Source organism: Eggerthella sp. BIOML-A1 (genome assembly GCF_009875595.1).
Taxonomy (GTDB): domain Bacteria; phylum Actinomycetota; class Coriobacteriia; order Coriobacteriales; family Eggerthellaceae; genus Eggerthella; species Eggerthella lenta.
Map to the genome: position 1 here is coordinate 320,198 of NZ_WWRZ01000004.1, position 25,729 is coordinate 345,926.

General features: G+C 67.5%; 20 protein-coding genes and 2 tRNA genes. 8 read left to right on the forward strand and 14 right to left on the reverse strand.

All coding sequences use genetic code 11. From position 1 onward, the window contains the following. Positions 1-34: 34 nt before the first annotated feature. Entirely contained in the window at positions 35-1,420 is a 1,386-nt protein-coding gene (gene rlmD / locus GT590_RS06700; protein ID WP_009304625.1) for a 23S rRNA (uracil(1939)-C(5))-methyltransferase RlmD, read from the reverse strand. 25 nt (positions 1,421-1,445) lie between these two features. On the opposite strand from rlmD, the gene GT590_RS06705 reads away from it, so the two are divergent. Next, positions 1,446-1,521, forward strand: a tRNA-Arg gene (locus GT590_RS06705). A gap of 409 nt (positions 1,522-1,930) precedes the next feature. On the opposite strand, the gene GT590_RS06710 is transcribed toward GT590_RS06705, so the two are convergent. Continuing rightward, positions 1,931-2,350, reverse strand: coding sequence for a GtrA family protein (locus GT590_RS06710; protein WP_009304626.1), 420 nt, complete (start codon positions 2,348-2,350; stop codon positions 1,931-1,933). 18 nt (positions 2,351-2,368) lie between these two features. Then, positions 2,369-4,615, reverse strand: a complete 2,247-nt coding sequence (locus tag GT590_RS06715; RefSeq protein WP_226844470.1) for an ATP-binding protein — start codon at positions 4,613-4,615, stop codon at positions 2,369-2,371. A 187-nt stretch (positions 4,616-4,802) separates the two neighbouring features. Here GT590_RS06715 and GT590_RS06720 point away from each other — a divergent pair, with 187 nt between their 5' ends. Beyond that, positions 4,803-5,777 carry a glycosyltransferase family 2 protein gene (locus GT590_RS06720; RefSeq protein ID WP_009304630.1) on the forward strand — a complete coding sequence of 325 codons (975 nt, stop codon included), beginning with the start codon at positions 4,803-4,805 and terminating at the stop codon, positions 5,775-5,777. A gap of 285 nt (positions 5,778-6,062) precedes the next feature. Here GT590_RS06720 and GT590_RS06725 read toward each other — a convergent pair whose 3' ends face one another. Together GT590_RS06725 and GT590_RS06730 are read right to left on the reverse strand one after the other, a co-directional pair. After that, on the reverse strand, positions 6,063-9,560 hold the full coding sequence (locus GT590_RS06725) for an exodeoxyribonuclease V subunit beta (protein ID WP_161170967.1): 3,498 nt from the start codon (positions 9,558-9,560) through the stop codon (positions 6,063-6,065). Beyond that, a complete protein-coding gene (locus tag GT590_RS06730; protein ID WP_009608306.1) occupies positions 9,557-12,463 on the reverse strand; it encodes a PD-(D/E)XK nuclease family protein in 2,907 nt (968 codons plus the stop codon). The genes GT590_RS06725 and GT590_RS06730 overlap by 4 nt, the downstream gene beginning before the upstream one ends. A gap of 50 nt (positions 12,464-12,513) precedes the next feature. Between GT590_RS06730 and GT590_RS06735 the strand changes: the two genes are divergently transcribed. The 4 genes from GT590_RS06735 to GT590_RS06750 all read left to right on the forward strand — a co-directional run bounded on the left by GT590_RS06735 (position 12,514) and on the right by GT590_RS06750 (position 16,943). Then, positions 12,514-13,443, forward strand: coding sequence for a DMT family transporter (locus GT590_RS06735; protein WP_226844467.1), 930 nt, complete (start codon positions 12,514-12,516; stop codon positions 13,441-13,443). A gap of 57 nt (positions 13,444-13,500) precedes the next feature. Further along, a tRNA-Glu gene (locus GT590_RS06740) sits at positions 13,501-13,575 on the forward strand. A 263-nt stretch (positions 13,576-13,838) separates the two neighbouring features. Continuing rightward, a complete protein-coding gene (locus tag GT590_RS06745; protein ID WP_009608374.1) occupies positions 13,839-15,209 on the forward strand; it encodes a glycosyltransferase in 1,371 nt (456 codons plus the stop codon). A 213-nt stretch (positions 15,210-15,422) separates the two neighbouring features. Continuing rightward, the gene (locus GT590_RS06750; RefSeq protein WP_009608372.1) at positions 15,423-16,943 is read left to right on the forward strand and encodes a DEAD/DEAH box helicase; all 1,521 of its coding nucleotides are present in this window, start codon (positions 15,423-15,425) and stop codon (positions 16,941-16,943) included. 65 nt (positions 16,944-17,008) lie between these two features. On the opposite strand, the gene GT590_RS06755 is transcribed toward GT590_RS06750, so the two are convergent. The 3 genes from GT590_RS06755 to GT590_RS06765 are packed head-to-tail and all read right to left on the reverse strand — an operon-like array spanning position 17,009 to position 20,598. Continuing rightward, positions 17,009-17,281 carry a hypothetical protein gene (locus tag GT590_RS06755; RefSeq protein ID WP_021409225.1) on the reverse strand — a complete coding sequence of 91 codons (273 nt, stop codon included), beginning with the start codon at positions 17,279-17,281 and terminating at the stop codon, positions 17,009-17,011. Positions 17,282-17,329: 48 nt separating this feature from the next. Further along, the gene (locus tag GT590_RS06760) at positions 17,330-17,701 is read right to left on the reverse strand and encodes a DUF1667 domain-containing protein (RefSeq protein WP_009304639.1); all 372 of its coding nucleotides are present in this window, start codon (positions 17,699-17,701) and stop codon (positions 17,330-17,332) included. After that, positions 17,701-20,598, reverse strand: a complete 2,898-nt coding sequence (locus tag GT590_RS06765) for an FAD-dependent oxidoreductase (RefSeq protein WP_009608397.1) — start codon at positions 20,596-20,598, stop codon at positions 17,701-17,703. Before GT590_RS06765 ends, GT590_RS06760 begins: the two co-directional genes overlap by 1 nt. Positions 20,599-20,697: 99 nt before the next feature. Between GT590_RS06765 and GT590_RS06770 the strand changes: the two genes are divergently transcribed. Continuing rightward, positions 20,698-21,054 (forward strand): NifB/NifX family molybdenum-iron cluster-binding protein, encoded by a 357-nt coding sequence (locus tag GT590_RS06770; protein ID WP_009304641.1) that lies wholly within the window; start codon positions 20,698-20,700, stop codon positions 21,052-21,054. 87 nt (positions 21,055-21,141) lie between these two features. Here the strand turns inward: GT590_RS06770 and rplT are convergent, their stop codons facing one another. Genes rplT through infC form a run of 3 tightly spaced genes read right to left on the reverse strand, consistent with a single transcriptional unit; the run spans position 21,142 to position 22,305 of the window. Continuing rightward, positions 21,142-21,495 (reverse strand): 50S ribosomal protein L20, encoded by a 354-nt coding sequence (gene rplT, locus GT590_RS06775; protein WP_009304642.1) that lies wholly within the window; start codon positions 21,493-21,495, stop codon positions 21,142-21,144. Between the two features lie 23 nt (positions 21,496-21,518). Further along, entirely contained in the window at positions 21,519-21,716 is a 198-nt protein-coding gene (gene rpmI / locus GT590_RS06780) for a 50S ribosomal protein L35 (protein WP_009304643.1), read from the reverse strand. Beyond that, entirely contained in the window at positions 21,709-22,305 is a 597-nt protein-coding gene (gene infC / locus GT590_RS06785; RefSeq protein WP_009304644.1) for a translation initiation factor IF-3, read from the reverse strand. The genes rpmI and infC overlap by 8 nt, the downstream gene beginning before the upstream one ends. Before the next feature lie 346 nt (positions 22,306-22,651). On the opposite strand from infC, the gene GT590_RS06790 reads away from it, so the two are divergent. Continuing rightward, complete coding sequence (locus GT590_RS06790) at positions 22,652-23,065, forward strand: YbaN family protein (RefSeq protein WP_009304645.1); 414 nt, start codon at positions 22,652-22,654, stop codon at positions 23,063-23,065. 263 nt (positions 23,066-23,328) lie between these two features. On the opposite strand, the gene GT590_RS06795 is transcribed toward GT590_RS06790, so the two are convergent. The 3 genes from GT590_RS06795 to GT590_RS06805 all read right to left on the reverse strand — a co-directional run bounded on the left by GT590_RS06795 (position 23,329) and on the right by GT590_RS06805 (position 25,683). Next, the gene (locus GT590_RS06795; protein ID WP_009304646.1) at positions 23,329-23,652 is read right to left on the reverse strand and encodes a VOC family protein; all 324 of its coding nucleotides are present in this window, start codon (positions 23,650-23,652) and stop codon (positions 23,329-23,331) included. A 170-nt stretch (positions 23,653-23,822) separates the two neighbouring features. Then, positions 23,823-24,674 (reverse strand): class II fructose-bisphosphate aldolase, encoded by an 852-nt coding sequence (locus tag GT590_RS06800; protein WP_114518014.1) that lies wholly within the window; start codon positions 24,672-24,674, stop codon positions 23,823-23,825. A gap of 10 nt (positions 24,675-24,684) precedes the next feature. Beyond that, positions 24,685-25,683 carry a dihydroxyacetone kinase subunit DhaK gene (locus tag GT590_RS06805; RefSeq protein ID WP_156996119.1) on the reverse strand — a complete coding sequence of 333 codons (999 nt, stop codon included), beginning with the start codon at positions 25,681-25,683 and terminating at the stop codon, positions 24,685-24,687. Positions 25,684-25,729 lie beyond the last annotated feature (46 nt).

Genomic DNA, 25,729 nt, shown 5'->3' on the forward strand with positions numbered 1-25,729 from the left:
TGCGTTCAGGGACGAGTCGGGGGCGACAGCGGGGCTAGAGGCGTTCGAAGACGCTGACCACCTCGACATGGTAGGTTTGCGGGAACATGTCGACGGGCTGGACGCTAGTCAGGCGATACCCTTGGCTCTCGAAGCGCGCGACATCGCGCGCCCAGGTGGCGGGGTTGCAGCTGACGTAGGCCACGCGTTCCGGCGCGGCGGCGGCGATGCTCTCCACCACGCCGTCGGCCAGGCCCGCGCGAGGCGGATCCACCACCAGCGCGTCGAGGCCGCCCAGCTCCGGAAGCTCGCGCGCCGCGTCGCCGCCGATCACCTCGAGATCCACGCGGTTCATGTCGGCGTTGCGGCGCAAGTCGCGCACCGACGAGCCCGCGGCCTCCACGGCCAACACCTCGGCGCCCGCCTGCGCGAGCGGCACCGAGAACGTGCCGCCGCCAGCGTACAGGTCGGCGATCAGCAGGTCGTCGAGCCCTTCGGGCCCGTCCTCGCCCATGCGTCCGCCCAAGCCCTCGATCACGCAGGCGATCAGCTTCTCGGCCTGCGCGGTGTTCACCTGGAAGAACGACGGCGCGCTGGCCAGGTAGCGGGCGTCGCCCAGCTGTTCCTCCCAGCATCCCTTGCCGTCGAGCGTCTCGACGCCCTTGATCTTGCGGGCCTTGCCGGGGTCGGCCATGACGCGCACGATGCTGGTGGCCTTGACGGCGCTCTTGACGGTTTTGGCGATGTGTCCGCGCGGGAAGGAGCCGGGACTCGTCCACAGGGCTACTTCCAGATCGCCCGTGTGCAGGCTGTGGCGCACGCCCACGCGGAAGATGCCGAGGTCGGCCGACCCTTGCGCGAAGCGCAGCGCGCCGCGCAGCGCCTTGGGCGCCTTGGCGATGGCGTCGTGAGCGAGGGGGCAGGCGCCCGGCGAGGCGATGTCGTGCGCGCCCTCGCGGTGGAACCCCAGTTGGAACGTGCCGCGCTCGTCCATGGCCGCGCCCAGCTCCAGCTTGTTGCGGTAGCCCCACTGGCGCTTGCTCGGCAGACAGGGGCGCACCAGCTCCTCGGCGCGCTCGCGGCCGAACTTCGCCGTGCGCTCGAGCGCCGCCGCCACGTTGGCGCGCTTGGCCTCCAGCTGCGCGTCATAGGACAGGTGCTGCCAGGGGCATCCTCCGCAGGCCGCGCCCGCCTCGCAGCGCGGGCGGACGCGCAGCTCGGAGGGCTTGACGAGCCGCGCGATGCGCGCGCGGGCGAACGTCGGCTTGTCCTCGACGATCTCCAGCGCGGCCACGTCGCCGGGCGCGCCGCCCTCCACGAACACGGCCTTGCCGCTCTCCAGGCGGCCGACCGCCTCGCTGCCGTAGCCCATGCGCTCAATCGTTATGGTTTCTTCCATGAATACGCCCAAATCTCGTTTTTGTTTTTCCGTTTCGTCCATGATAGCGTATAATCTCCTCCACCGTGCCCTTGTAGCTCAGGGGATAGAGCGTCTGCCTCCGGAGCAGAAAGCCGCAGGTTCGAATCCTGTCAAGGGCACCAGGTAAACGATACGAGGCCGGAATCCGTTCCCGGCCTCGTTTTTTATTGTCGGCGCATCGTCTGATTCGACGCTGAGACGGCGATGACGCCGAGATCGCCGCGCCATGGCGAAAACGGGGCGGTTTGGTAACCCCAAAACCTTTCCGCTTCCCAATTCGCCGGCGCGCCGAAGCGGAAGCCCGACATCAGCCCAGGTCGATTTTTTCGGCATCCCGTCGCGAGTTGCAACCGATTACCAAACCGCCTCGTTTTTACCCGGTCACGCCCTTTTCGCCGTCATCCCGCGCTAACACCAGCAGGGAGCACCCCGGCTAACGCCGCGCGGGTTCCTTCGGCTCCGCGCTGGCGCGCTGCGAGCAGGATGACAGGTGGAGGCTTCGCTCGTTCGGGGCAGCTTCGGCCGAGACGGCTACTCGATGTCCGAGAGGATCTCGCCGGGCGCATCGCCGGCGTCGAGGAAGATCTTGCGCGTCACGAAGTTCCACACCATGACGATGAACGTGGCGCCGATCTTCACGATGAGGTAGTGGATGCCCAGAAACTCCACGCCCGCCCACATGCAGCCGTTGTTGAGGCCCAGGCCGATAACCGACAGCACGACGAAGATGGCGAACTCGCGGCGGCGGCTCATGCCCTCCTTATGGGTGAACACGTAGCGCATCGACGCCGCGTAGTTGAACACGACCGAGGCCGTGAACGAAATGGTGGCGCTGACGAGGTAGTTCACGCCGAACGCCTCGGTGAGCAGAGCAAGTAAGCCGTAGTCGATGACGAAAGCGATGACGCCCACCACGCCGAACTTCATGATCTGAGCAACGAGCTTCTTCACCGCGCGCGTCCTTTCGCTCTACGCGCCCCCTCCCCGCGAGCGCCCTCTCAAAAACCTGTCCATTGTGGCATATACGAGATGGATATCAAGGGGTTTGCTCAGATGGCCATCCATTCCGCTCATGCGGCTGCGCTCCTCGTCCTCGACGAACGCGTTGGCCGTCATCGCGACGATGGGCACCGAACGCGCGTCGTCGCGGTCGAGCGAGCGAATGACGCGGGTCGCCTCGTAGCCGTCCATCTCGGGCATCTGGATGTCCATGAAGATCAGGTCGACGGAGCCCGGGTGCGAGCGCTCGAACGCGCGCACGGCCTCGGCGCCCGTGGACGCCGCCAGGACCTCGGCACCCGCCATGGCCAGCACCTCGGTGGCTATCTCGCGGTTGAGCTCGTTGTCTTCGGCGACGATGACGCGCCTGCCGGAGAAATCGTACGAAACTCCGTCGCCGTGCGTTCGGGACCGCGCGGCGAACGCATCGTCGCACGTGGCGGCCCCTTCGCCCGAGGCTCGTCCGAACGGCACGTCCACCGTGAAGGTCGACCCCTTCCCCACCTCGCTCGACAACGATATACGACCGCCCATCATCTCCGTGAACCGCTTCGTGATGGCAAGGCCCAGACCCGTGCCTCCGCGTCTGCATGAAGACTCGTCGCCCTGCTCGAAAGACGAGAATATCCGCTCGCGGTTCTCCGGCTTGATGCCGCAACCCGTATCGGTCACCGAGAAGCGCAGCCAGATCGCGTCGTCGTGCGCAGCATCCTCTTCCGGCGGCGCGGGAAGCTCCTCTATGCGCAGCGTGACGCTGCCGTCGCGAGGAGTGAACTTGAAAGCGTTGCCAACGAGATTGTAAACGATCTGGTTCAGCCGAAGCCCGTCGCCGACGAGCAGCGAGGGCAGCGCGCCCACTTCTTCCGTCTTGTAGCGAATCCCCTGTTCGAGAGCCTGCGTTCCGAACACGTCGTCGAGCGACCCTACGAACGTCCCGAAATCGAACGTCTCGCGCTTGATGTCGATCTTGCCGCTTTCGATCTTGCTCATGTCGAGGATGTCGTTGATGAGCGCCATGAGATGCTCGGACGTCACGTCGATCTTCTCGAGGCAGGCTCGCGCCTTCTCCTCGTCGTGCGCATTCTCGAGCGCGATGGCGGTCATGCCCATGATGCCGTTCATCGGCGTACGAATCTCGTGCGACATGCGCGAGAGGAACTCGCTTTTCGCCAAACTGGCGCGCCGCGCTTCCTCGGAAGCGCGCTCGGCGCGGTTCTTCTCGTCCGACAGCAGACGCGTGTTGCGCTTGACCAGCTGATAGTAGATCGAGAAGAAGATGGCTATGACCGCGATGATCATGGTCGCCATGAGAACGGCGTTCTGCATGAGCACCCAGCTGAGTCCCGCCACGTCCTCGTCCACCACGCCGTAGGGCATGGCGGTACACAGATACCAGTCTTGATTGCTCATCGGCCGAAAGTACAGGTACTCGTGATGGCCCCCGCACCAGAAGGGAAGCAGGAACGTCTCCCCGTTCTCCACGGCTTCTCGCACCTGGTCCATGCTGTACCCCTTGTCGAGGCGAGCGCTCGATTCCAACGCGTCGAACAGGTTCTCGCCGTTGCACAGCCCCTCGGCATCGCATCCTGCGATGCAAGTGCCGTCGAAGCCGATGACGCTCGACCGCGCGCTGCCATTGACCAGATCGAGGTTGAGCTTCCCGGAAACGGTGTCGACGCCGAACCCGGCGACGACGGCGGTGAACGTGACGCCTCCGCAGGTAACGGGCTCGAAGGAATCCACGAGCGCGATGGTTCCGTTGTATAGCATCACGTCGTGGCCGTGCGCGTCCCGATACGACAGCCCCAGCTCGCTGCGGGCGGCAAGCTCCTCATCCGAGGCGGCGTCCGAGCCCCACGACGTGTAGTAGAGCCCGTCGCTGCCACGCAGCGCAAGGTAGGCGTACTCGTCATCGTCCGCCTCCATGCAGGCGAGGAAATCCCTCACCTCGTCGAGATTCTCCGGGTCGTACAGCTCAAGCGAGCTGCCCACGGTTTCCAGCTGGCAGAACTTGCCGTCGATGCCGGTGTTGAAATGGGAGATGACCTGGTTGCTGAGCTCTTGCAAGTACACTTCGCTCATGGTTTCCACCGCGGCCGCCGTCGCCTGACGCGACGAGACGATCGTGTACGCGAGCGCGATCAGAAGCGCAAGGACGAGCGCGACCACGATGATGGCGATGCGCCGCCGCTCGCGCGAGCGGGTAATCAGTTCCATAGGGAGGACGCCCCTCTTCCAGTCGTAGCGGGCGTTCTTCATTGTAGCAGGAGGCGCCGGGCACAATATTACCGGTCGAAAACGGCTTCCTTACCGGGTTTCATCTGGAAAACAACGGAGCCGTCTGGCGCAAGCCCGACGTTTCGAGTAGGATGAACCTCACCTATACAGAACCGAGGAGTGATTCGTGGATCAGAAGATCGATACGCCGCGCGCCCAGAGCGGCACCGTCGCCGTGCTCATCCCCTGCTACAACGAGGCCGTAACCATCGGCAAGGTGGTCGACGACTTCAGGCGCGTGCTGCCCGAAGCGACCGTGTACGTCTACGACAACAACTCCTCCGACGGCACCGCTTCCATCGCGGCCGAGCACGGCGCCGTGGTGCGGGCCGAACGCCGCCAGGGCAAGGGCAACGTGGTGCGCCAGATGCTGCGCGACATCGACGCCGACTACTACGTCATGGTGGACGGCGACGACACGTACCCCGCCGAGGCCGCGCCGGAGCTCCTGGCGCCGCTCATGGCCGACGAGGCCGACATGAGCGTGGGCGACCGCCTGTCCAACGGCACCTACGGCGAGGAGAACGACCGCGCGTTCCACGGCTTCGGCAACGACCTCGTGCGCACGCTCATCAAATGGATCTACGGCTTCGAGTTCTCCGACGTCATGACCGGCTATCGAGCCTTCAACGCCGTGTTCGCCAAGACCATGCCGGTGCTCTCGCCCGGGTTCGAGATCGAGACGGAGCTTTCCATCCATGCCGTCGACAAGCGCTGGCGCATCGCCGAGGTGCCGATCGACTACCGCGACCGCCCCGAAGGATCGGAGAGCAAGCTCAACACGTTCTCGGACGGCATGAAGGTGCTGGCCATGATCATGTCGCTGTTCAAGGACTATCGCCCGCTCGCGCTGTTCAGCTGGCTCGCGCTTCTGTTCTGCTTGTTGGGCCTCATCGCCGGCATCCCCGTCATCTGGGAGTTCGCCGCGACGGGCCTCGTACCGCGCCTGCCCTCCGCATTGCTGGCCGTGGCCCTCGTGTTCGTCGGCATCCTCGCATTCGCCAGCGGCCTCATCCTGGACACGGTGGTCAAGGGCACTCGCAAGGAGTACGAGCTGCAGGTGACGCAGGCCTACGAGCGCTACGGCAGGCGCAGGGCGTAAGCCCCGGAAACGCCTCGAGGGGCGCGGGTGTTGACAATACTCGCTACGCACTCCATCACACCGCGCCCCTGCCCGTCAATCATCCTAGCAAATGCCTTGAACAATGTTCAGTCGTGATTTATGACCTTTTTGCTGAGAGAATAATAATTCTGGCCGAACTTTCCTTATTATACCTGATGGGGGGGTGTTTTATTTCGCGTAGAATGTAATCGGACGATTACATTCTACGCGATGGACTCATGCTGTCAAGGCGCATCGGAAGCGGGTGGCCCGCAGCGAAAAACGCTACGCCCTTCGGGCGCTTAGGATGCGGACGGCCAGCCCGTCGAGATCTTCGGCAGTGAAGCGGTAGGTCACGGTTTGCATGTCCCCCGCCGAATCCTCGCGCTCGACGCGCGCGAAGCGCAGCTCCACCTCGACGCAGCCCTGCCGCAGCAGTGCATAGGCGTAGCATTGCGCCTGCAGGAGGTGCTTGGAGCACAGCGCTTCCGGCGCCTCGCCGTCCGAACCGCCGGTCTTATAGTCCACCACGAGCGCACGAGCGCCCGCAAGCTGCGCGTCGTCGGTGCAGAGAAGATCGATCTCCCCTTCCACGAACGCATCGGATATCGGCACGAAGAACGGCACCTCGGCGCGCCGCAGCCCCCACTGCAGCGTTTCGGCGTACGTCGCGCTGGAGAACCAGCGCTCGCAGGCATCGGCCAGCCGCGCGCGCTGTCCCGTCGATAGAGCGTACGCCTCGGAGAGCACGCCGAGGCGCGCAGCGTCGGGAACCCTTCCCGTCTCGACGGCCAGCTGCGCAGCCCGATGGAAGGCGCTGCCCAGATCCGTCGCCTTGTCCGCGTCCGCGGCGAAAGGCGCGCCCTCGCCCGCCGGAGCCGGAACCGGGTTCGGGGCGATCGACGAGTACGAGAACGCATCGTCGCGCGCCGAACCTCCCGCGAAGAGCGTCGACCGCGAAGCGTCGTCCACGACGGGCACGAAGAACAGCCGCGGTTCGGGCGCAGGCTCGACACCCTCCTCGGCGCGCGGCTCCGGCGGCTGCACGAGGATGCGCTCGAAGCGGGCCGGCGCGGTGCCGCCGTAGGGAAGCTCGGCAACGCCCTCGGGAAAATCGCCGTCGCCGCACAGCGCGCTGCGGATATCGTCGACGAGCGGGGCGTACGCCGGAGGCTTGCCCGCCGAGGGAGCTTTCGCGTCCATCGCCACCACAAGCGCCTCGCTGGCACGCGTGAGGCCCACGTAGAGCTTGCGACGCGCTTCGGCCAGCTCCTCGTCGGCCGCACGGCGCGCGAGCTGAGCGCGGTAGGCCGCCTGCGTGCACGACGAAGCGCCGAGAGCGCACGCGGGCCCATCCTCCCCTTCTACGAGACGGCGAGCGGCCAGCAGATCGGCATCATCCTCGCCGTCGCCGGCCGCAGCCGCGCCCGAGCGCTTCGCCAGCTGGGGAAACGCCTCCAACGACGCTGCGGGCGCCAACGAGGCGCGCGCGACGGAACCGCACGTCTCCACCAGAAGCTTGCCGCTTCCCGCGCGCGCATCGGCGAAGTCGGCCAACGCCACGACGGGGAACTCCAGTCCCTTCGAAGCATGGATGGTCATGATCTTCACCACGTCGCCGCCGGCTCCCGACAACGCGCCGGGCGCCTCCTTCAATCCTACGGCCAGCTCGTCGGCCAGCGCGCGCGCCGTGGAGGCCAGCCCCAGGTGGCGCTCTGTTTCGAGGCGATCGACGAGCCGGACGGCCTTCAGCACGTTCGCGGCTCGCGCCGTGCCCGCCGCGCCTTCCTCCTCGAGCCGTGCCATCCACCCCGAACGCACCACGGCATCGCGCACCACGGTCGCCACCGGGCGCGTGCGCGACTCGTCACGCGCCCGCTCGAACAGGCGCACGGCGTGCGCCAGCCGCGGCGGCAGTCCGTCGGCGCGCGATGCGAGGCGCGCGAAGCCCCGGTCGAGATCGCGCCGCCGCACGCATCCCGTCTCAGGATCCTCCTCGGTGGTCAGCACGAGGAGGTCGTCTGCCGACAGACGCATCATGTCGCTGGTCAGCACTTCGAACAGCGCAGCCGTGTTCGCCGGGTTCGCCAGCGCCTCCACGAAGCGGGCGACCACGCGCACTTCGGGCGCGGACGCGAACAGCGACCCGCCCGTCACCACGCACTCGAAGCCCTCGGCGCGCAGCGCCTCGGCATACATGCCCGCACGGCTCATCTTGCCCAGCAGCACCACCATGTCGCCGGGCGCGTGGCCGTCCTCGCGCAGCGCGGCGAACCGGCGGGCGATGGCCTCGGCGCCGGCGCGCTTCGCATCGGCCGTGCGCACGCCGGTGCCGCGCCCCGCGGGCTGCACCGACAGCACGAGGTCGATGCGCGGCGCGCTGCCCCGATAGCAGGAGGGGCGCTGCTCGTTCGGCTCCAGCGACATGAACGCCTCGCCGAACACCGTCGACTGCTCGAACACGCGGTCGACGAACGACAGCACGTCGCCGTGGCTGCGGAAGTTCTTCGTGAGCTCGACGTAGAGCGCGCCCACTTCGTCGGCGCGCATCGCCTTCTTATGAGCCTCGTACACGTTCACGTCGGCGCCGCGGAAGCGGTAGATGGACTGCTGCGCATCGCCTACCGTGCACAGGTGCGCGCACCGCGGCCCGGCCAGGCGCGCGATCATGTCGATCTGCAGCTGGCTGGTGTCCTGGAACTCGTCCACCATCACCAGTTTGAAGCGGCGTTCGTAGCGCGCGGCGATGTCCGGGCAGCGTTCGAACGCGTCGAGCGTGCGCACGAGCAGGTCGTCGTTATCCAGCTTGCACGCGGCGCGCTTCGCACCCTCGAAGCGCGCGGTCACCTCGCGCGCGAGCGCCATGAGCTCGGAGGCCAGCGGGTGCGCCAGCGCGAGCGCGACGTTCTGAGCCACGCGCGCGTGCACAGCTTGATACGCTTTGACCTCGGCCTTCACGTCGGCGCCGCCGAACGTGCACGGCAGGTAGGCGCAGCCGTCGACCACAGCTGCCAGCGCACGCGCGTCGCTCGCCGCGGACGCGTCGGCCAAAAACGCCCCGAGCGCCTCCACCGCGTCGGCCGCGGCCGCGGGCGCCCGTTCGGCGGACGCGCTCTTCCCCGCCCGCTCGAGCGCGGGCAGCACGCCCTCGTAGGCCAGCAGCAGCTCGCGCGCGAGCGTCGAGGCCTGCGCGGGCGACGGCCCGAAATCGAGCGCGTCGAGGCCGCCGCGCAGCCCCGCCGCCTTGTCCATCAGAGCCTGCAGCATGGAGGCCACCGACGGAGCGAGCGGCATCGTCGAGCGTGCGGGGTACTCGTCGAACAGCGCCGCGTACGAGCCGCGCGCGATGATATCGTTGTCGTCGCCCAGCGCGCCGTCGATGGCGTCGGCCACGGCTTCGGCCCGCTCCGCATCGCCCATGATGCCGAACGCAGGATCCAGCCCCAGGTCGAGCGCGTGGGCGCGCAGGATGCGCGCGCACATGCCGTGGATGGTGGATATCCAGGCGCCGTCCACGCGCAGCGCTTCCTCGGCCAGCCCTTCGGCGCGCAGCGTGCGCTTGACGCGCGCCTTGATCTCGGCGGCCGCCTTCTCGGTGAACGTGATGGCCAGCACCTCGTCGACGCCGGACGCCGCAGGGCCGCTCTCGGGCAGAAGCGCATAGGCGATGCGCTGCGTGAGCGTGAACGTCTTGCCCGAGCCGGCGCCGGCCGACACGAGCAAGGGACCGCGCACGTGCTCGATGCTCTGGCGTTGACCAGGGGTGCAGGTTGAGAGGTTCATGCGCCCATCCTTTTCTCGCAGGCGAGCACGGGGCAATACCCGCACGGGTCTCCCCCGCGCGGATCGGGACCGATGCAGCCGTCGGCCAGCGTGCGCACGGCCCGGGCGATGCGATCCTCCACCGCGTCCACCAGCTCGCCGAACGACGAGACGCCCAGCGCCTCGCCTGCCGGCCCCGGCACGCCGCAGCGCTCGACGTCGATGCCGGGCACGTCTCGCTCGCCCACGACCGTGCGGTCGAAGGCGCCCGAGACGCGCCGATCGCGGCCGTACGACACGTACAGCGCACCCACCACGTCGAGACCCAGCACCTTGCGCGCCACCTGAGCGTACATGAGCGTCTGCACCTTATGGGGAAGCACCGCGCCGCCCGCCTGCGCGGCGGGCGATGCCGAATCCAGCGCGTAGTCGCCATTGAGCGACCCCTTGTAGTCGATAACCACCGCCTGGCCGGCCCCGTTCACGTCGATGCGGTCCACACTGCCGCGCAGCAGGCATCCTGCGTACGGGAACGGCTCGCTCGAGCCGAAATCGAACTCGAAGCGCACGGGCTCGAAGCCCGGCAGCAGCAGCGCCTCGCGGTCGAGGAACCGGACGAGCCTCTTCCTCAGATCGGCCGTCTCGGCGCGTTCGAAGGCGGTGCGCGGGATCAACGGGTTGACCGAGCGCTTGAGGTTGCGTTGCGATTCCAGATGGCGGTCGAACGTCTCGCCTAGAAGCGCGCGCGCTTCGGGAAGCGTCGCGGAGTCCACCTTCGCATGCCCCGCCTCGCGGAAATGCTCGTAGAAGCTACGCAGCACGTTGTGGGAGAAGCTGCCCATCTCGAGAGGCCCGAACCCGGCGTCCGGCTCCGACAGGCGAAGACGGCGCAGAGCGAACCACTTGTAGGGACATTCAAGGTAGCTTTCCAGCGCAGACGGCGACAGCGCCAACGCGGCGTCGGCGCCGCGCAGCCCCTCGCGCGGCGAGCGCGGCAGCACGATGCGCGGGCGCTGCTCGGGCGACACCGCGCCCGCGGCCGACAGCTCCCAGGACAGCGTCGCCCCTCCTTTGCCTACGCGCGGCTGCACACCCTCGCAGACGAGCGCGAGGTTGTCGTGGAGCGCGTCCTCCCCTGCCAGCATGGCGAAGGCGACGAGCGGCTTGGGAAGCCCCGTCGCCCGGTCGTCCTCGCCCGCATCCGCTTCCCGGTAGCAGTCGAGCAGCTCCTCGAACATAACCGACGGATACGCCTCGTTCGCATCCTCGGTGTTCAGCACGCGCTCGCACACCACCGTCTCGCAGGCGCTCGAAAGCGCGCGGAAGAATCGGCGGCGGGAGGCGGCGAGCGCGTCTGCGGGGCGGCCGAGGCCCAGCTTCTCCAGAAGCAGCGTGCCGCCGTCCTCGACGAGCCGCACCGGGTAGGAGCCCGCGTCGAGATCGCACAGCACGAGCGCGGCGCAAGAGCACGCGGGAAGCTCGGCCGCCTCGTCGAGCGACATGAACAGCGCGTCGGGGCGCGCGCCTTCGTCGCGCGCCGACCGAGCGCTTGAGGAAACCGGCATGCGCTCCAGCAACGGCAATGCGCCGTCGAACACCGCGTTCGCGCGACTGCATGCCGCCGCGAACCTGCGCGCGCACGACACGGCCGCCAGTTGCTCCGCGCGAAACGCCGGATCGAGGTCCGTACGTGCGCGCAGGCGCGCCTCGAACCCCGCGAGCGCGCCGTCCGCGTCGCCCGCCTCCAGCGCCGTCAGCGCGTCGGCCGCCGCCTCGCTTTCGCGGGCGAGATCGGCCGCGATGCGCGCGCGCTCGACCGTGCGGTCCCCGCGCCACGCGGCATCCAGCTCGCAGGCCGTTCGGATCCCGATGCCCGAGAACGGTCCGAGCGCGAAGTCGGACGCCTGCGCGATGCTCCATGCGCCGCAGGCGAACGCGTGCAGAGCGAGAAACGCGCGTCCGAACGCGGTGTCGGCGAACGCCCGGCTCGCACTCACGGCCGAGGCGGCGCCCGCTTCGAGCAGCGCGCCCGCAACGTCGTCGAACAACGCGCGAGGATCGCGGGCAGTCACCGCAACGGGCAGCGGATCGCGCCCCTCCTCGACCGCGCGGAGGCGCTCGTCGGCCACGGCCTGCGCCACCGTGCTCGCCACGAGGGTCGGCGCGGCGTAGCGTCCCGCCGGAAGCAAGAAGCGCACCCGCCCCGTCGGGCGCAGAGGCTCGGGCATCGCGGGCTTGAACAGACGCTCCAACAGCCCTTGCAGCTCGGAGGCGCGCCCGTCGGCACCCGACGGGGCGCGGCAGCCGTCATCGAGGCGAACGACGTCGGTCCGCTGCGCGAGCGCGGCCGTCATCCGCTCCTCAGCGCAGTCAAGGTCGTCGAACCCGGCCAGCACAAGGGGCGCGGGCGCCTCCATAGCCTCGGGAAGCAGAGCCGCCGCCTGCGACGATTCGCAGCACCCCGCCTCCTGCAGAAGCTCCGCGTAACGCTCGAGCACCATGAGCGCATCGCGCTCGGCCGCGCTCAGACCGGCGTTTGCGGCGACCGGCGCCGTCAGATGCGGCAACGCCTCGCGCGCCAAGCGCGCGAGCAGGCCGACGACGCCCGGCGTGGCTTCAAGCGCCGTCCGTTCGGTCTCCAAGCAGGCGCGGCGCACGAGCAATGCGCGATCGAACGACGACACGATGCGGCGCCCGTCGCCGAACAGATCCCACCTGTCGCGCACCCACATCATAGGCGTCTCCACGCGCGCTCCCAGCGCGCACGGCCCCTCCGCGAGCGCGCGGCGCACGCGGTCGGCAGCGGCGGGACTGGGAACCAGCAGCACGGGCGCGAGACCCGCCGCCAGCCACGATTCCAGATATGCGCGGGCGGCGTCCAGCACGTCGCCCGCATGGTCGAGTATGTGATGTTGAAAAGGCATGCCGCCTATTGTACTCGCCCGCCGCGCGGGCGTGCGCTACAATGGCCGCCATGCAGAAGAACACCTTGAAATACTCCGCCGTCGTGTTCCTCGGCGGCGCCAGCTACGGCGTGATGGCCGCCACGATCAAATGCGCGCTCGCCGAGGGGTTCTCGTGGACCCAAACCGCCGCCAGCCAGGCGTTCTTCGGCGCGCTGCTGTTCGCCGTCGCCTTGGCCGCGCTGACCGTCCTCGGCAAGCGCCCTGTACCGCTGTCGCCCAAGCGCGTGCTGTCCTTGCTGGGGCTGGGCCTCGCCACATGCACCACCTGCGTGCTGTACAACTTCGCGCTCACCATGCTGCCCGTGTCCGTGGCCATCACGCTGCTGTTCCAATTCACCTGGATCGGCATCGTATTCCAGGTGGTCGCCACCCGTCGCAAACCCCGCCTCGCTGAAATCGTCGCGGCGGCCGTCATCCTCGGAGGCACCCTCTTGGCGAGCGGCCTGTTCTCGAACACGGTGGGTCATCTCGACCCGCTCGGCATCCTCTGCGCGCTGCTGTCGGCCGTCAGCTGCGCGACGTTCATGTTCCTGTCGGCGCGCGTCGGCTGCGACCTGCCGCCAATCGAGCGCGGACTCGTCGTGTGCCTGGGCGCGTGCATCCTCGGCTTCGCCGTGTGCCCCGACTACTTCTCAAGCGGCGCGCTGCAGGCCGGCATTTGGAAGTACGGGCTGATCCTGGGCGTATTCGGGCTGTTCGTGCCCGTGGTGCTGTTCGGCATCGGAACGCCGCACCTCTCGGCGGGGCTGTCCACCATCATGGCATCGTCGGAGCTGCCATGCGGAATAGCGATATCGGTGCTCGTCCTGTCCGAACCCGTGGACGCGCTTCAGACGGCCGGAATAGCCGTCATCATGCTGGGCGTGGCGGTATCGCAGCTGCCCAACCTGCTGCCGCAAGGCGCGTCCGCTCGCTTTCGAAAAAAACGCTTGCAATGACGCGCTCGCTTTGTAATAATGTTCAGGCTGCTTTTCCAGCTAGGAATCGCGCAAGCCGTCCCCATAGTCTAGAGGTCAGGACGCGGCCCTTTCAAGGCTGAGACACGGGTTCGATTCCCGTTGGGGGCACCACGAAATGCCAGGCCGGAAGCTCATCGCTTCCGGCCTTTTTCTTTGCCTGCGTCTTTCGTGTGCCAACATGTGCCGCAATCGACATGTTCGCGCTTCATCGGACCCGCCGCCGCGTGGGCGAGCCGGCGAACGTCGGACGCCGGAGAGCCTGCCGGATCAACCCGCTCCCGCGCATCGCCGTCGAGCCGCTCCCAGATGCGGCGATGCGATGGGCGCCCCGCACGCTCGCACCGAACGCCGCCCGTTTGCGGTATGATTATGACATGGACACCGACGAGAACACTGCGCGCCCGCTCGCGCCGGAAAACGAACCCGCCTCTATCGAGCTGGCGGACGCCGACGACGGCGCGCTCGCGCCTCCCGAAGACGAGCTGAAGAAGCCCCTGGTCATCGTGATGCACGCATCGGTGGGCTCCGGCCACCGCAGCGCTGCCTACGCCGTCGCGCAGGCGTTCGAGCTCATGCGCGACGCGGACGGCGAGCGGACGGACGGCCAGCCTCCCATCCCCGACGACCTCGACATCGAGGTGATCGACGTGCTGGATTACGGCCGCATCGTGTTCGACGGAAACAACGCTGCGTCGCTGTTCACGGGCGCCACGCGTCCCATCTACGACCTCACCTGGCGCTTCACGCTCACCGGACGGCTTCTGTGGGGCGGCGGCTCCATCTGGTCGCACCTCATGTACTCGAAGTTCACCGACTACGTGCGCGACAGGCAGCCGCTGGCCATCGTGTGCACGCACATCACCGCCGCCAACGTGGCCGTGGCGGCGCGCATGCTGACCGGCCAGCACTACCCCATCGTGTGCGTTCCCACCGACTACGAGACCGAGGGCCTCTGGCCGCACAAGGCCGCCGATCTGTTCTGCGTCGCGAACGAGTCGATGGCCGAGACGCTGCGCCCGCGCAAGGTGCCCGAGGAGAGCATCCTCATCACCGGCATCCCCACGCGCGACGATTTCCGCCGCGCCTACGACCGCCCCTCCGTGCGCGAGCAGTTGGAGCTGCCCCAGGATAGGCGCATCGTGCTGGCCTTGGCGGGCGCGTACCTGCCCCGCCCCTACGTGCACTTCCGCACCGCGCTGGACAAGCTGCTGCCCTACCTGCACGGCTTCGACGACACGCTGCACTTCGTGTTCGTGGCCGGAAGCGACGCCGACTACGCGCGCCACCTGCGCCAGGAATGCGACGATCTGGGGCTCTCCAACGCCACCGTACTCGACTACGTGGACGACATGGCTGCGCTCATGGCGGCCAGCGACCTGGTCATCTGCAAGTCGGGAGGCCTCACGGTTACCGAGTGCCTGTGCGCGCAGGTCCCGATGATCCTTCTGGGCAAAGCGTACGGCCAGGAGAAGGTGAACGTGCAGATGCTCACCTCGCTGGGCGCCGCCATGCACGTGACCACGGCGCGCGAGCTGCTGGACACGCTGCGCCACGTGGCGCGCAACCCCGAAAGCGCCCACGCCATGCTGATCAACGGCAGCTTCCTGCGCCACCCGAACGCCGCCGAGGACATCGCGAACGCCACGCTGCGCCTGATAGCCGCGCCGAAGAACCCCGACGACCCGCGCTACCGCAAGCACCTGCTGCACTTCTACTGGGGAAAGAAGCCCGCCCACATCCGCTAAGGGCGCAGACGGGGTTTCGCGTCGGCTTGGTACCAGGTTTGTGCATTATGCGCTCATCGGACCGGAGGTCGACCGATGAGCGTATACTGGTTGTTCGGCGCCCGACGTTCGCTCGGTTGCGCCTCGATCTTCCGAAATGCATGACGCGGCGGATCGACCCCGCACCTGCAATCAGCGGCACCCGTGCCGCACCGACACAGAAAACAGAGACAAATGAAGCAATTCAACGAACTCGGCCTGTCCGACCAGGCTCTTGAAGCCGTCGCGCGCCTGGGCTACGAAGCGCCCACGCCCGTCCAGGAGCAGGCCATCCCTCTCGCGCTCGAAGGGCGCGACCTCATCGCCGCCGCCAAGACCGGCACCGGCAAGACCGCGGCCTTCTCGCTGCCCTCGCTCGACCGCCTGGGCCATGCCAAGGGCGGGCAGGGCCCGCTCATGCTCGTGGTCACCCCCACGCGCGAGCTGGCCCAGCAGATCGGCGAGGTGTGCACCGCCATCGCCGCCTCCACGCATCACCGCATCCTCACCGTGGTGGGCGGCCTGTCCTACACCCCGCAGATCAACAAGCTCAAGCACGGCGTGGACATCCTCATCGCCACGCCGGGCCGCCTGGTCGACCTCATGGAACAGGGCGCCGTGCGCCTCGGCGACGTGGAGGTGCTCGTGCTGGACGAGGCCGACCGCATGCTGGACATGGGCTTCTGGCCGGCCATGAAGAAGATCATCGGCGCCACGCCCGCCTCGCGCCAGACGCTGCTGTTCTCGGCCACCATCGACGCGTCCATCAAGAACAGCGTGGGCAAGCTGCTGCACGACCCGGCGTTCGTCGAGATCGCCCACAAGGGCGAGACGGCCGACACCGTAGAGCAGTACATCGTCCACGTGGCGCAGACCCTCAAGCCGGCGCTGCTCAAGGCCGTGCTGGCCGAGAAGGGCTCCGACCGCGTCATCGTGTTCGCCCGCACGCGCAGCCGCGCCGATTCCACGTGCCGCCGCCTCAAGCGCGCGGGCTACACCGCCGAGGCTATCCACTCCGACCGCAGCCAGGCGCAGCGCCGCCGCGCGCTCGACAACTTCGCCGCCGGCAAGACGGGCGTGCTCGTGGCAACCGACGTGCTGGCGCGCGGCATCGACGTGGAGGAAGTGGACTACGTCGTGAACTATGACCTGCCCACCCAGCCCGAGGATTACGTCCACCGCATCGGCCGCACGGGTCGAGCGGGCGCCGCGGGCTTCGCCGTGTCGTTCGTAAGCCCCGAGACGGCCGACGCGCTTCGCGACATCGAGAAGCTCATCAAGCGCCCCATTCCCGAGATGGAGGTGCCTTCGTTCGATGCCGAGCAGGCCGCCGAAGAGGCCGCGGGCAAGGCCGCCCGCGCCGACGCGCGCCGCGACCCCGAGATCAAGCAGGCCGCCAAGGAGATGGCCGCGCGCGAGCGCAAGAAGGCCAAGGCCCGCGAGCAGGCGCAGGCCGAAGACGCGCCGAAAAACGCCCCGAAGCGCAAGGCGCCGAAGAAGCCCGTCGCGTCGAAGGGCGCCCAGCCGAACCGCCAGCAGCCGGGCCGGGCGAACGCGAAGCAAGGGCAGCCCGGCCAGCGCAGCGGCAAGCCCGCGTCCGGAGGCGCGCGCCCCGCGCAGTCTTCGGCGAAGAAGGGCGGTCCCGATCTCCGTCCGGGCCGCGCTCATCGCGCCAGCCTCGCCCAGCAGCGCAGCAGAGGCGGCAAGCGCAAGTAAGCCCACACCGCCGAAGGGGGCCGCACGGCCCCCTTCGGCATCTTTCAAGGACGAGGGCGCCCGCCTTAGCCCAAGGGGTTCTTGTTCTGGTTGGCAGCCACGTGGACGAGGCGGTTGCCCAGCCACAGCAGGAACGCCAGCACGACGACGGCGCTGCCGGCCAGCATCCATTGGCCGCGCGTCAACTCCGCGATCAGCAGGAACACCACCACGGCCGCGGCGAACAGCAGCGCGAGCGTGCCGAAGGCGACCAGAGCCGTAGCGGCCGTGCGGGCGCCGTTTCCCTCCTCGCGCTCCGGATGGGATCCTTGCTCGATCCGCTCGGGTTCATCGCTCATATCGAAAGCCTTTCCCATCGACAACGGCCCGACGGGGGTCGCGTTCGCTCAGCATACGCTTTTCGTGGCGACGACGGCCACGCCGGTGCCGCATACGTCCTCGATCAGCACGTCTCCGGCCGCGACCGGCGCGTCGAGCCGCAGCGCGGCGACGGCGGCCAGCACGTCCTTCATAGCGGCTTTCGGCACGGGACGCTGCGTCTTCACGCTGACCGGCTCCAGGCAGCCGGACACGCACAGCACGGCGGTCACCATGCGCTCGGGGGCGACGGCCTCCTGCGCCGCGTAGTCGGCCCCGCGCTTGCAGGTATAGCCGGAAACCTCGCTCACCTGCCCGTTCTCGTCGAGCGCGACCTCTATACGGCAGCCCAGCGGGCAGCAGATGCACGTGTAGGCGGCGATGTCGGTAGCGAACTGCATCAGTCGGCGCCTCCTCCGGCCATGCCGGTCTCGTCGGCCACGCGCGCGGCCTCGTCGCGGCCCTCGACGCGCACGCGCACGGCCGAGCACCCCGCCGCGGCGCCCGCGGGCAGGACGACGAGCACCATCTCGGCGGGCACGGCGATCATCGTCTTCGCGCGCTTCAGCTCGCGCACCCGGCCGGCTTCGTCGATCCCCTCCACCACGAAGCGCGGCTCGTTCACCGTGCGCGCGACGCGCAGCGACAGCATGAGCTTCTCGTCGGGCGGCGTGGCGGCGTCGATGCTCTGCGGCACCACGTAGCGCACGTCCTCGCCCGCCATCACGGGAACGGCGACATGCGCATCGCGCGCGGCCGAGGCGCCCGAGGCCGCCTGCCGCGCATAAGCGGCCGCGGCGGCGCCCGCGCGCTCGCCCTCTTGCGACGCATGGTCCACCAGATCGTGCACGTGCAGCGCGTTGCCGCAGGCGAACACGCCGGGAACGTCGGTAGCCAAACGGTTGTCCACCCGCGCTCCGCCGGTGACGGGATCGAGCCCCACCCCGGCCGACTTCGCCACCTCGTTCTCGGGCACGAGGCCCACCGACAGCAGCAGCGTGTCGCACGCGATGCGCTGCTCGGTGCCGGGGATCACCTGGATCGTCTCGGGATCCACCTGCGACACGTACACCGCGCTCAGGCGACCCTCCCCTTCCAGCCGCGTCACCGTGGAGCTGAGGTGCAGCGGGATGCCGAAGTCGTCCAGGCACTGCACCACGTTGCGACGCAGACCGGACGGATGCGGCATCAGCTCGTGCACGCCCACCACCTCGGCCCCCTGCGACGCCAAACGGCGCGCCATGATCAGCCCGATGTCTCCCGACCCGAGGATCACCGCGCGACGTCCGGGCAGGCACCCTTGGAGGTTCATGAAGTTCTGCGCGCTGCCCGCCGAGAACACGCCCGACGGACGCGAGCCCGCCAGGTTGAGCGCGCCCAGCCCGCGCTCGCGCGAGCCGGTGGCCAGCACCACGGCGCGCGCCGCGATGGCATGCGCGCCGCGCGCGTCCACCGCGTGCACCGTGAGCGGCGCTCCGTCGTCCGGGCGCCCCGGATCGACGGACGTCACGCTGGCACCCGCCAGCACGTCCACCGAGCCCGCGTCCGCAAGCGCGTCGATCTCGCGCTGCGCGTACTCGGGACCCGTCAGCTCCACGCCGAAGCGGTGCAGCCCGAACCCGTTGTGCACGCACTGCTTGAGGATGCCGCCCAGCTTCTCCTCGCGGTCGAGCAAAAGCACGCGCGCGCCCTGCTGCGCGGCCGCCTGGGCTGCGGCGATGCCGGCTGCCCCGCCGCCCGCCACCGCCACGTCGTAGACATGCGCGCGCTCGCGCTCCGCGTCCTGCGCCTCCGACCGCTCGCCCTTGCGCGCCAGCTCCGCGTAATCGGGGCGCGAAGCGGCCACCACGGGCGATCCCGGCAGGCGCTTGTCCAGCACGTCGGGCGCCACGCCCGTCTCGCGCGCCACGATGCGCGCGATCTCCGGCGAGCAGAACCCGCCGTGGCAGCGCCCCATCATCGCGCGCGTGCGCCACTTCAGCGCGTCGAGCGACAGCACGGGCAGCGGAGCGTGCAGCGCGGCCACGATCTCGGCCTCGGTCACCTCGCAGCAGCGGCACACGATGTGCCCCCACCGCGGGTCGGCCTCGATGGCGCGCGCACGCTCGGCCTCGTCGCGCTCGGCGAACGGCTTGCAGCGCTCGCGACTCGCCTGGAATTCCCCGTTCGCCTCCGCGCCCAGCTGTTCCGCCACCGCCTGCGCCACGTGCTCGGCTACGGCCGGAGCCGAGGTGAGCCCCGGCGAGTCGAAGCAGGCGATGTTGAAGAACCCGGGCGCGTCGTCCGGTTCGCCGATGACGAAGTCGTCGCCGTCGGCGTTCGAGGCGCGCAGCCCTGCGAAGTTCGCGATCATGCCGCGCGCGCCGGCGTCGGGCCACGTCTTCTTCGCGGCGTCCAGCACGAAGCGCAGCCCCTCCGCGCTCGTGGACAGGTCGGTCTTGCTCGCCTGCTCCACGGCGTTCGGCCCCACCAGCAGGTTGCCGTGCACGGTGGGCGTCACGAGCACGCCCTTGCCCGCTGACGACGGCGCCTGAAACACGGTATGCGAGAACAGCGGGCCGTACTCGGAATCGTACAGGCAGTACTCGCCGCGCCGCGCCGCGATGCGCAGGCGATGCGCGCTCACGGCATTGTTCAGCTCGTCGGCGAACACGCCGGCGGCGTTCACCACCGCGCGCGCCGCGTACCGCGCGCCTGTCGAGGTGGACAGCAGATAGCGCGCGGACGAGGGCGAGCCCGCGGCCAGGCGCTCGACGGACACGACGCGCTCGTTGAAGCGGAACGCCGTGCCGTGCAGCGCCGCCTGCTCTGCCGAGAACAGGGCAACCTCGTACGGGTCGCAAATGGCGCCCGTCTCGGCCAGCAGGCCGCCGCGCACGTGCGGGCTCGCATGCGGTTCGAGCGCGCGCACTTCGGCGGCGTCCAGCTCGCGCACGCCTTCCACGCCGTTCTCCGCCGCGCGCGCCACGAGGCGCCGTATGCTGGCCAGCTCCTCATCGGAGAACGCGAGCACGAGCGAGCCGTTGCGGACGTAGGAGAATCCCAGCTCGTCGGCCCATTGCGGAAACAGCTTGGACCCGGCCGCGTTGAAGCGAGCCTTGAGCGTTCCAGGCAAAGGGTCGTAGCCGGCATGCACGATGCCAGAGTTCGCTCGCGTCGCGCCGCAGGCCACATCGTTGCCTGCCTCAAGCACCACGACGTTCAGACGCCAGCGCGCCAATGCACGCGCCGTCGTCGCGCCGGCAACGCCGGCTCCCACGATCGCAACGTCGATGCTCTGCAGAGGTTCGGTATCCATGTCGTTCAGCTTACTATTTATCCCCGTTGAGCGAAAGAGCGGATACACAATCGGCCAAGCGCGGTATCGTTATTTCCACGAAGCGACGAAAGGAATCACATGAGAATAGCGGTGGCGAGCGAAGGACTGGCCGTATCTCCCTATTTCGGACATTGCGCAAGCTTCACCTGCTATAGGATCGAACGGGGCATCATCGTCGAGTGCCAGAACATGCCGAACCCTCATCAGACCCCTGCCCGCATCGCCGCGGTGCTGCGCGAGCTCGATGTGACGGCGGTCATCACCGGCATCATCGAGCGCGACGCCGTGGAAGCGCTGCAAGCAGCCGATATCGAAGTAGTGTCCAACCAAGCAGGAAGCGCCCGAGATGCAGCCGAGGCGTATCTCGCCCACACTCTCATCGGCACGGACGAATGGCATAACGACGAAGAAGTCCTCGGAGCCATCGAGTCGTAGCAGGAAAGCCGGCAGGAAAATCCTCCCCTAACGAAAGCGCCCCGCCGGCTTATCCGACGGGGCGCTGTTTTTGCATAGACGCGAAGCCTACAGAGCCTTCTTGGCGACCTCGGTGATGGCGGTGAACGCCGCGGGATCGTTGATGGCCATGTCGGACAGCACCTTGCGGTCCAGCTGCACGCCTGCCTTCTTGAGGCCGTTCATGAGCACCGAGTAGCTCATACCGTTGATGCGGGCGGCCGCGTTGATGCGGGTGATCCACAGACGGCGGATCTCGCGCTTCTTGTTGCGGCGGTCGCGGTACATGTACTGGAGCGAATGCTGCACCTGCTCCTTCGCGGCACGGTAAGAACGGGACTTCGCACCGTAGTAGCCCTTGGCGCGATTGAGGACGGTACGACGCTTCTTATGGGCGCTGACTGCGCGCTTGACACGAGGCATGTTCTATCACTGTTCCTTTTCGATTAGCGGAGGCCGAGGTTACGGGCGATGACCTTCTGGTCAGCCGTGGCCACTTCGGTTTCATGGCGGAAGTTGCGCTTGCGCTTCTGGCTCTTCTTCGTCATGATGTGGCTCTTGAACGCCTTCGAGCGCATGATCTTGCCGGAACCGGTAACGCGGAATCGCTTCGCGGTGCCGCGATGAGTCTTCATCTTAGGCATGGTCGTTCCCTTCTTCTTTCTTCTCGTTCTCTTTCTTTTTCTTCGCCGCGACTGCCGCAGGCAGCGGGGCGATGAGCATGTGCATGTTGCGGCCTTCCATCTTGGGCTGGTTCTCGATGACCGCTTCGTCCTTCAGGTCGTCGGCCAGACGCTCCAGGATGGTGAGACCCAGCTCCGGGTGCGCCATTTCGCGACCGCGGAACATGATGGTGATCTTCACCTTGTTGCCGGCTTCGAGGAAGCGCATGACGTGCTTCTTCTTCGTCGTGTAGTCGCCCACGTCGATCTTCGGCCGGAACTTCATTTCCTTCGTTTCGACCTTGCTCTGGTTCTTGCGAGCCTGCTTGGCCTTGATGGCCTGGTCGTACTTGAACTTGCCGTAATCCATGATGCGGCACACGGGCGGTTCCGCGTTCGGCGCGATTTCCACGAGGTCGAGCCCCTGGTTGTCGGCCACCCGCTGGGCTTCCGCCGTCACGTAAATACCCATCTGTTCGCCATCGAAGCCGATCAAACGGCATTCGCGAACCGTGATCTCTTCGTTGAGCCGAGGCTCCTGAGCAGCTATCGCGCTCACCTCCCAATCCATCGCGCTTCCGCGCCATAATAAAAACCCGTAGCTTTGGGAGCATACGGGTTTCGCATTCGTATTCAGGCTTTGTAGCCGGTATTCGAGCGACCCATCAGCAGCCAAAGCGCCGAACCAGGTGGAGGGTCTCCCCTCGCTTGAACAAACAACTTGCTTATTGTAGCACGGGATTTTTAAGATGCAAGAAAATCATGAGGGTTTTTCGTCCGGGTTTTGGATCCGCATCTTCAGCAAGGTGGGCAAAACCCGTTAATTTCCCATGTTCCGACGATCGCACGATCGCGATGCGAGCCTCTTCGGTATACTGGCTGCAGCCTGTACCGCCTTACGCGACGGAAAGGACGTCATGAATCGCATCGTTCGTTACCTCATGCTCGCCGGCGCTTGGACGGCCTGCATCATCGGCTGCATCGGCGTGTTCGTGCCCGTGCTGCCCACCACCCCGCTGCTGCTGCTCGCGACGTTCCTGTTCGCGAAATCCTCGCCGCGCTGCCACGCCTGGATCATCTCGACCCGGGTGTACCGCACCTACGTCGCCGCGTTCAAAGAAGCCGGAGGCATCCCGCTCGGCACGAAGGTGCGCATCCTGGCCGTGTCGTTCACGCTCATGGGCCTGTCCGCCTGGTTCGTGCAGAAGCCCCTCGTCTGGGCTATCCTCGGATGCGTCAGCGCGTTTTTGCTGTATCTCATGTTCGTGCGCATCCCCACCATCACCCCCGAGCGCGTCCAGCTGATCCGCCAGGTCGAAAAGGCCGAGTAAGAATCAGCCAGGAAGCGGGAACGTCGTCGAACGGCAATAATCGACCGGTTTGGTAATCTTGGAGAGGATCCGGCCGCGGCGTTTCGGGTCTGCCGAGCGTGATCGAAGGCGTTTTTCCAGGTCGCATGTTCAAAGCGTAAAACAAAGCGAATCTGCGGGATTACCAAACCGATCGATTCCTGCCGCGGATCGGGGGTTTCGCCGTCAAGCCGATCCGGAAAAGCGGCGGCCCCGTCTTCGGGGCCGCGCTCAACCGCCAATCGCTAGTTCTTGTCCTCGTAGAGCTCGATCACGGCGCCGTCCTTCTCGACGAAGGCCAGACGCACACCGGGACCCGCGTCCATGGGGTCGCAGATGACGCGGTCGGCATCGTCGACGTACCGGTCCAGATCGTCCACCGCGTAGGCCACGTGCCAGCGACGATGCAGCTCTTCGGGGAAGGGCGTGCCCTCCTCGAACTTGAGGTACTCCACCTTGTAGTCGTAGTCGTCGACGTTCGACACCCAGAACTTCATGGCCTCGTTGTAGATCATGTTCGGCTTCTTCTCCGTGATGGGGATGCCGATGTGCATATAGGTTGCGGTCATACCGATCTCCTCTCGTCTCCAGGTTGGCGTAGTAAGTCAGCGAGGCTGGCTGCGGTGCCCGAGATTCGTGGGATCGCAGAGGCGAAGCGTACTTTGGTACGCGAGTCTCCGGGATCACGCGAAGATCGGGTGCCACAGCCAGCCGCAGCGTCGGCTGGTTCCGACGGCCGTCAGGCCGACGGAACCATACTGAACATGTCCATGGCGGCTTCCGCGTCGGCCTGCATGGCGGCGGTGGCGGCGTTGGCCAGGGCGTGGAAGTACTTCGGGTGCTTCTCGGCGATGAGCGCCTCGACGGCGCGCACGCCCGCGTTGCTCATGTAGCTAAAGTAGTTGATCTTGCGGATGCCGGCGCGGATGGCCGCACGCGTGTCCTCGCGCGACAGGCCGCTGCCCCCGTGCATGACGAGCGGCACGCCGCAGCGGATGCGCAGCTCCTCGATCAGCTTGAAGTCGAGCTTGGGCTGGGCTTGGTAGAAGCCGTGCACCGTGCCCACGGACGCCGCGAGCGCGTCGATGCCCGTGTCGGCCACGAAGCGCGCCGCCTCGTCGGGGTCGGTGTAGACGTTCTCCCGATCGTCATCGGACATCTCCAGCCCCTCGTGGCCCGTCGTGAAGCCGATCTCCGCCTCCACGTCGGCTCCGTACTCGCGCGCCAGCTCCACGGCGCCCAGCGTCAGCGCCACGTTCTCCTCGTAGGGCAGCTGCGAGCCGTCGATCATGACGGCCGAGAACCCCAGGTCGAGCGCGCGGCGCACGTAGTTCATATCCTCGCCGTGGTCGAGCATCACGCACACGGGCACGCGCGAAGCCTCGGCGCGCGCCACCATGATGGGGCCGATCACGTCGATGGACGTCTCCTCCTCGTGCAGCTGGGCGTGCTGGATGATGACGGGCTCGTCGCGATGCTCGGCCGCGCCGATGGCTGCGAGCAGAAGCTCCAGGTTCGGCGTGTCGAAGGCCGCCGCCGCGCAGCCGTTCTCTTCCGCCCAGGCGAGGACGGAGCTCAGGGAAGCGAGCATGACCCTCCTCCTACTTCTTCAGGTACGGCGTGTTGCAGGGCGCGTTCCACAGACGCAGCAGCTCGTCGTCCATGCGCACCATGAACATCTGGAAACCGGCCTGCTCCTGCACGGTCAGCATCTCGCCGACGAAGTTCGCGACCACTTCGATGTCCTGCTTCGCCAGCTCCTTGACCGCGGCTCGGTACACGATGAGCTGCTCCATGAGCGTGGTGGCGCCCGAGCCGTTCACGATGAGCATGACCTTCTCGCCCGGCTGAATGCCGATGTCCTTCGCCAGAGCGTTCACCATGATGGCGGCCGTCTCGTCGGCGGACTTCATGGGCTGGCGGCCGCCGCCCTCCTCGCCGTGCTGCCCCATGCCGATTTCCATCTCGTCGTCACCGAGCTCGGCCAGAAGCGTGCCCGTCTGCGGGTGCGTGGCGCCGCGCACGGCCACGGCCAGGGTCGCCATGTTGTCGGCGAAGCGCTGCGCGACGGCGGCGACCTCTTCGAGGCTTCTGCCCTCGGCGGCCGCTGCGCCGGCGATCTTGTACGTGGGGATGCAGCCCACCAGGCCGCGGCGGTCGTCGGCGTTCTCGCGCGGAGCGTTCCACACGTCCTCCTGCGTGACCACCTTGACTACGTTGAGGCCCTGCTTCTTGCACTGCTTCATGGTCATGTTGCCCGTCAGCATGTCGCCGGCGTGGTTGAGCACGATGTAGAGCACGCCCTTGCCCTTGTCGGCCAGCTTGATGGCGTCGACGCAGGCCTGCGGACCGGGCGCGGCGAAGATGTCGCCCACCACGTCGATGTCCACCATGCCCTCGCCCACGAAGCCCTCGATGGCCGGCTCGTGGCCGCTGCCGCCCTGCGTGACGATGGTGACGCGATCGGCCTCGGCCAGCTTCTTGTTGATCACCATGTTGTCCTCGCCCAGCTCGAGGATGTCGGGATTGGCCAGGGCCAGGCCCTCCAACAGCTCGGCGGTGAGGTTCTCGGGATCGTTGATGAACTTCTTCATCTGCATGGTGCTCCTCCTCAGTCGTTTGACAGCCGGAAAAGAAAGGCCTGCC

Coding starts and splice junctions, on each gene's coding strand:
- rplT (WP_009304642.1), bottom strand. CDS start 21,495: ATGCCTCGTGTCAAGCGCGCAGTCAGCGCCCATAAGAAGCGTCGTACC.
- GT590_RS06805 (WP_156996119.1), bottom strand. CDS start 25,683: ATGCAGATGAAGAAGTTCATCAACGATCCCGAGAACCTCACCGCCGAG.
- GT590_RS06765 (WP_009608397.1), bottom strand. CDS start 20,598: ATGGATACCGAACCTCTGCAGAGCATCGACGTTGCGATCGTGGGAGCC.
- GT590_RS06770 (WP_009304641.1), top strand. CDS start 20,698: ATGAGAATAGCGGTGGCGAGCGAAGGACTGGCCGTATCTCCCTATTTC.
- infC (WP_009304644.1), bottom strand. CDS start 22,305: ATGGATTGGGAGGTGAGCGCGATAGCTGCTCAGGAGCCTCGGCTCAAC.
- GT590_RS06795 (WP_009304646.1), bottom strand. CDS start 23,652: ATGACCGCAACCTATATGCACATCGGCATCCCCATCACGGAGAAGAAG.
- GT590_RS06755 (WP_021409225.1), bottom strand. CDS start 17,281: ATGAGCGATGAACCCGAGCGGATCGAGCAAGGATCCCATCCGGAGCGC.
- GT590_RS06745 (WP_009608374.1), top strand. CDS start 13,839: ATGGACACCGACGAGAACACTGCGCGCCCGCTCGCGCCGGAAAACGAA.
- GT590_RS06790 (WP_009304645.1), top strand. CDS start 22,652: ATGAATCGCATCGTTCGTTACCTCATGCTCGCCGGCGCTTGGACGGCC.
- GT590_RS06735 (WP_226844467.1), top strand. CDS start 12,514: ATGCAGAAGAACACCTTGAAATACTCCGCCGTCGTGTTCCTCGGCGGC.
- rlmD (WP_009304625.1), bottom strand. CDS start 1,420: ATGGACGAAACGGAAAAACAAAAACGAGATTTGGGCGTATTCATGGAA.
- GT590_RS06730 (WP_009608306.1), bottom strand. CDS start 12,463: ATGCCTTTTCAACATCACATACTCGACCATGCGGGCGACGTGCTGGAC.
- GT590_RS06725 (WP_161170967.1), bottom strand. CDS start 9,560: ATGAACCTCTCAACCTGCACCCCTGGTCAACGCCAGAGCATCGAGCAC.
- GT590_RS06760 (WP_009304639.1), bottom strand. CDS start 17,701: ATGCAGTTCGCTACCGACATCGCCGCCTACACGTGCATCTGCTGCCCG.
- GT590_RS06715 (WP_226844470.1), bottom strand. CDS start 4,615: ATGGAACTGATTACCCGCTCGCGCGAGCGGCGGCGCATCGCCATCATC.
- GT590_RS06800 (WP_114518014.1), bottom strand. CDS start 24,674: ATGCTCGCTTCCCTGAGCTCCGTCCTCGCCTGGGCGGAAGAGAACGGC.
- rpmI (WP_009304643.1), bottom strand. CDS start 21,716: ATGCCTAAGATGAAGACTCATCGCGGCACCGCGAAGCGATTCCGCGTT.
- GT590_RS06750 (WP_009608372.1), top strand. CDS start 15,423: ATGAAGCAATTCAACGAACTCGGCCTGTCCGACCAGGCTCTTGAAGCC.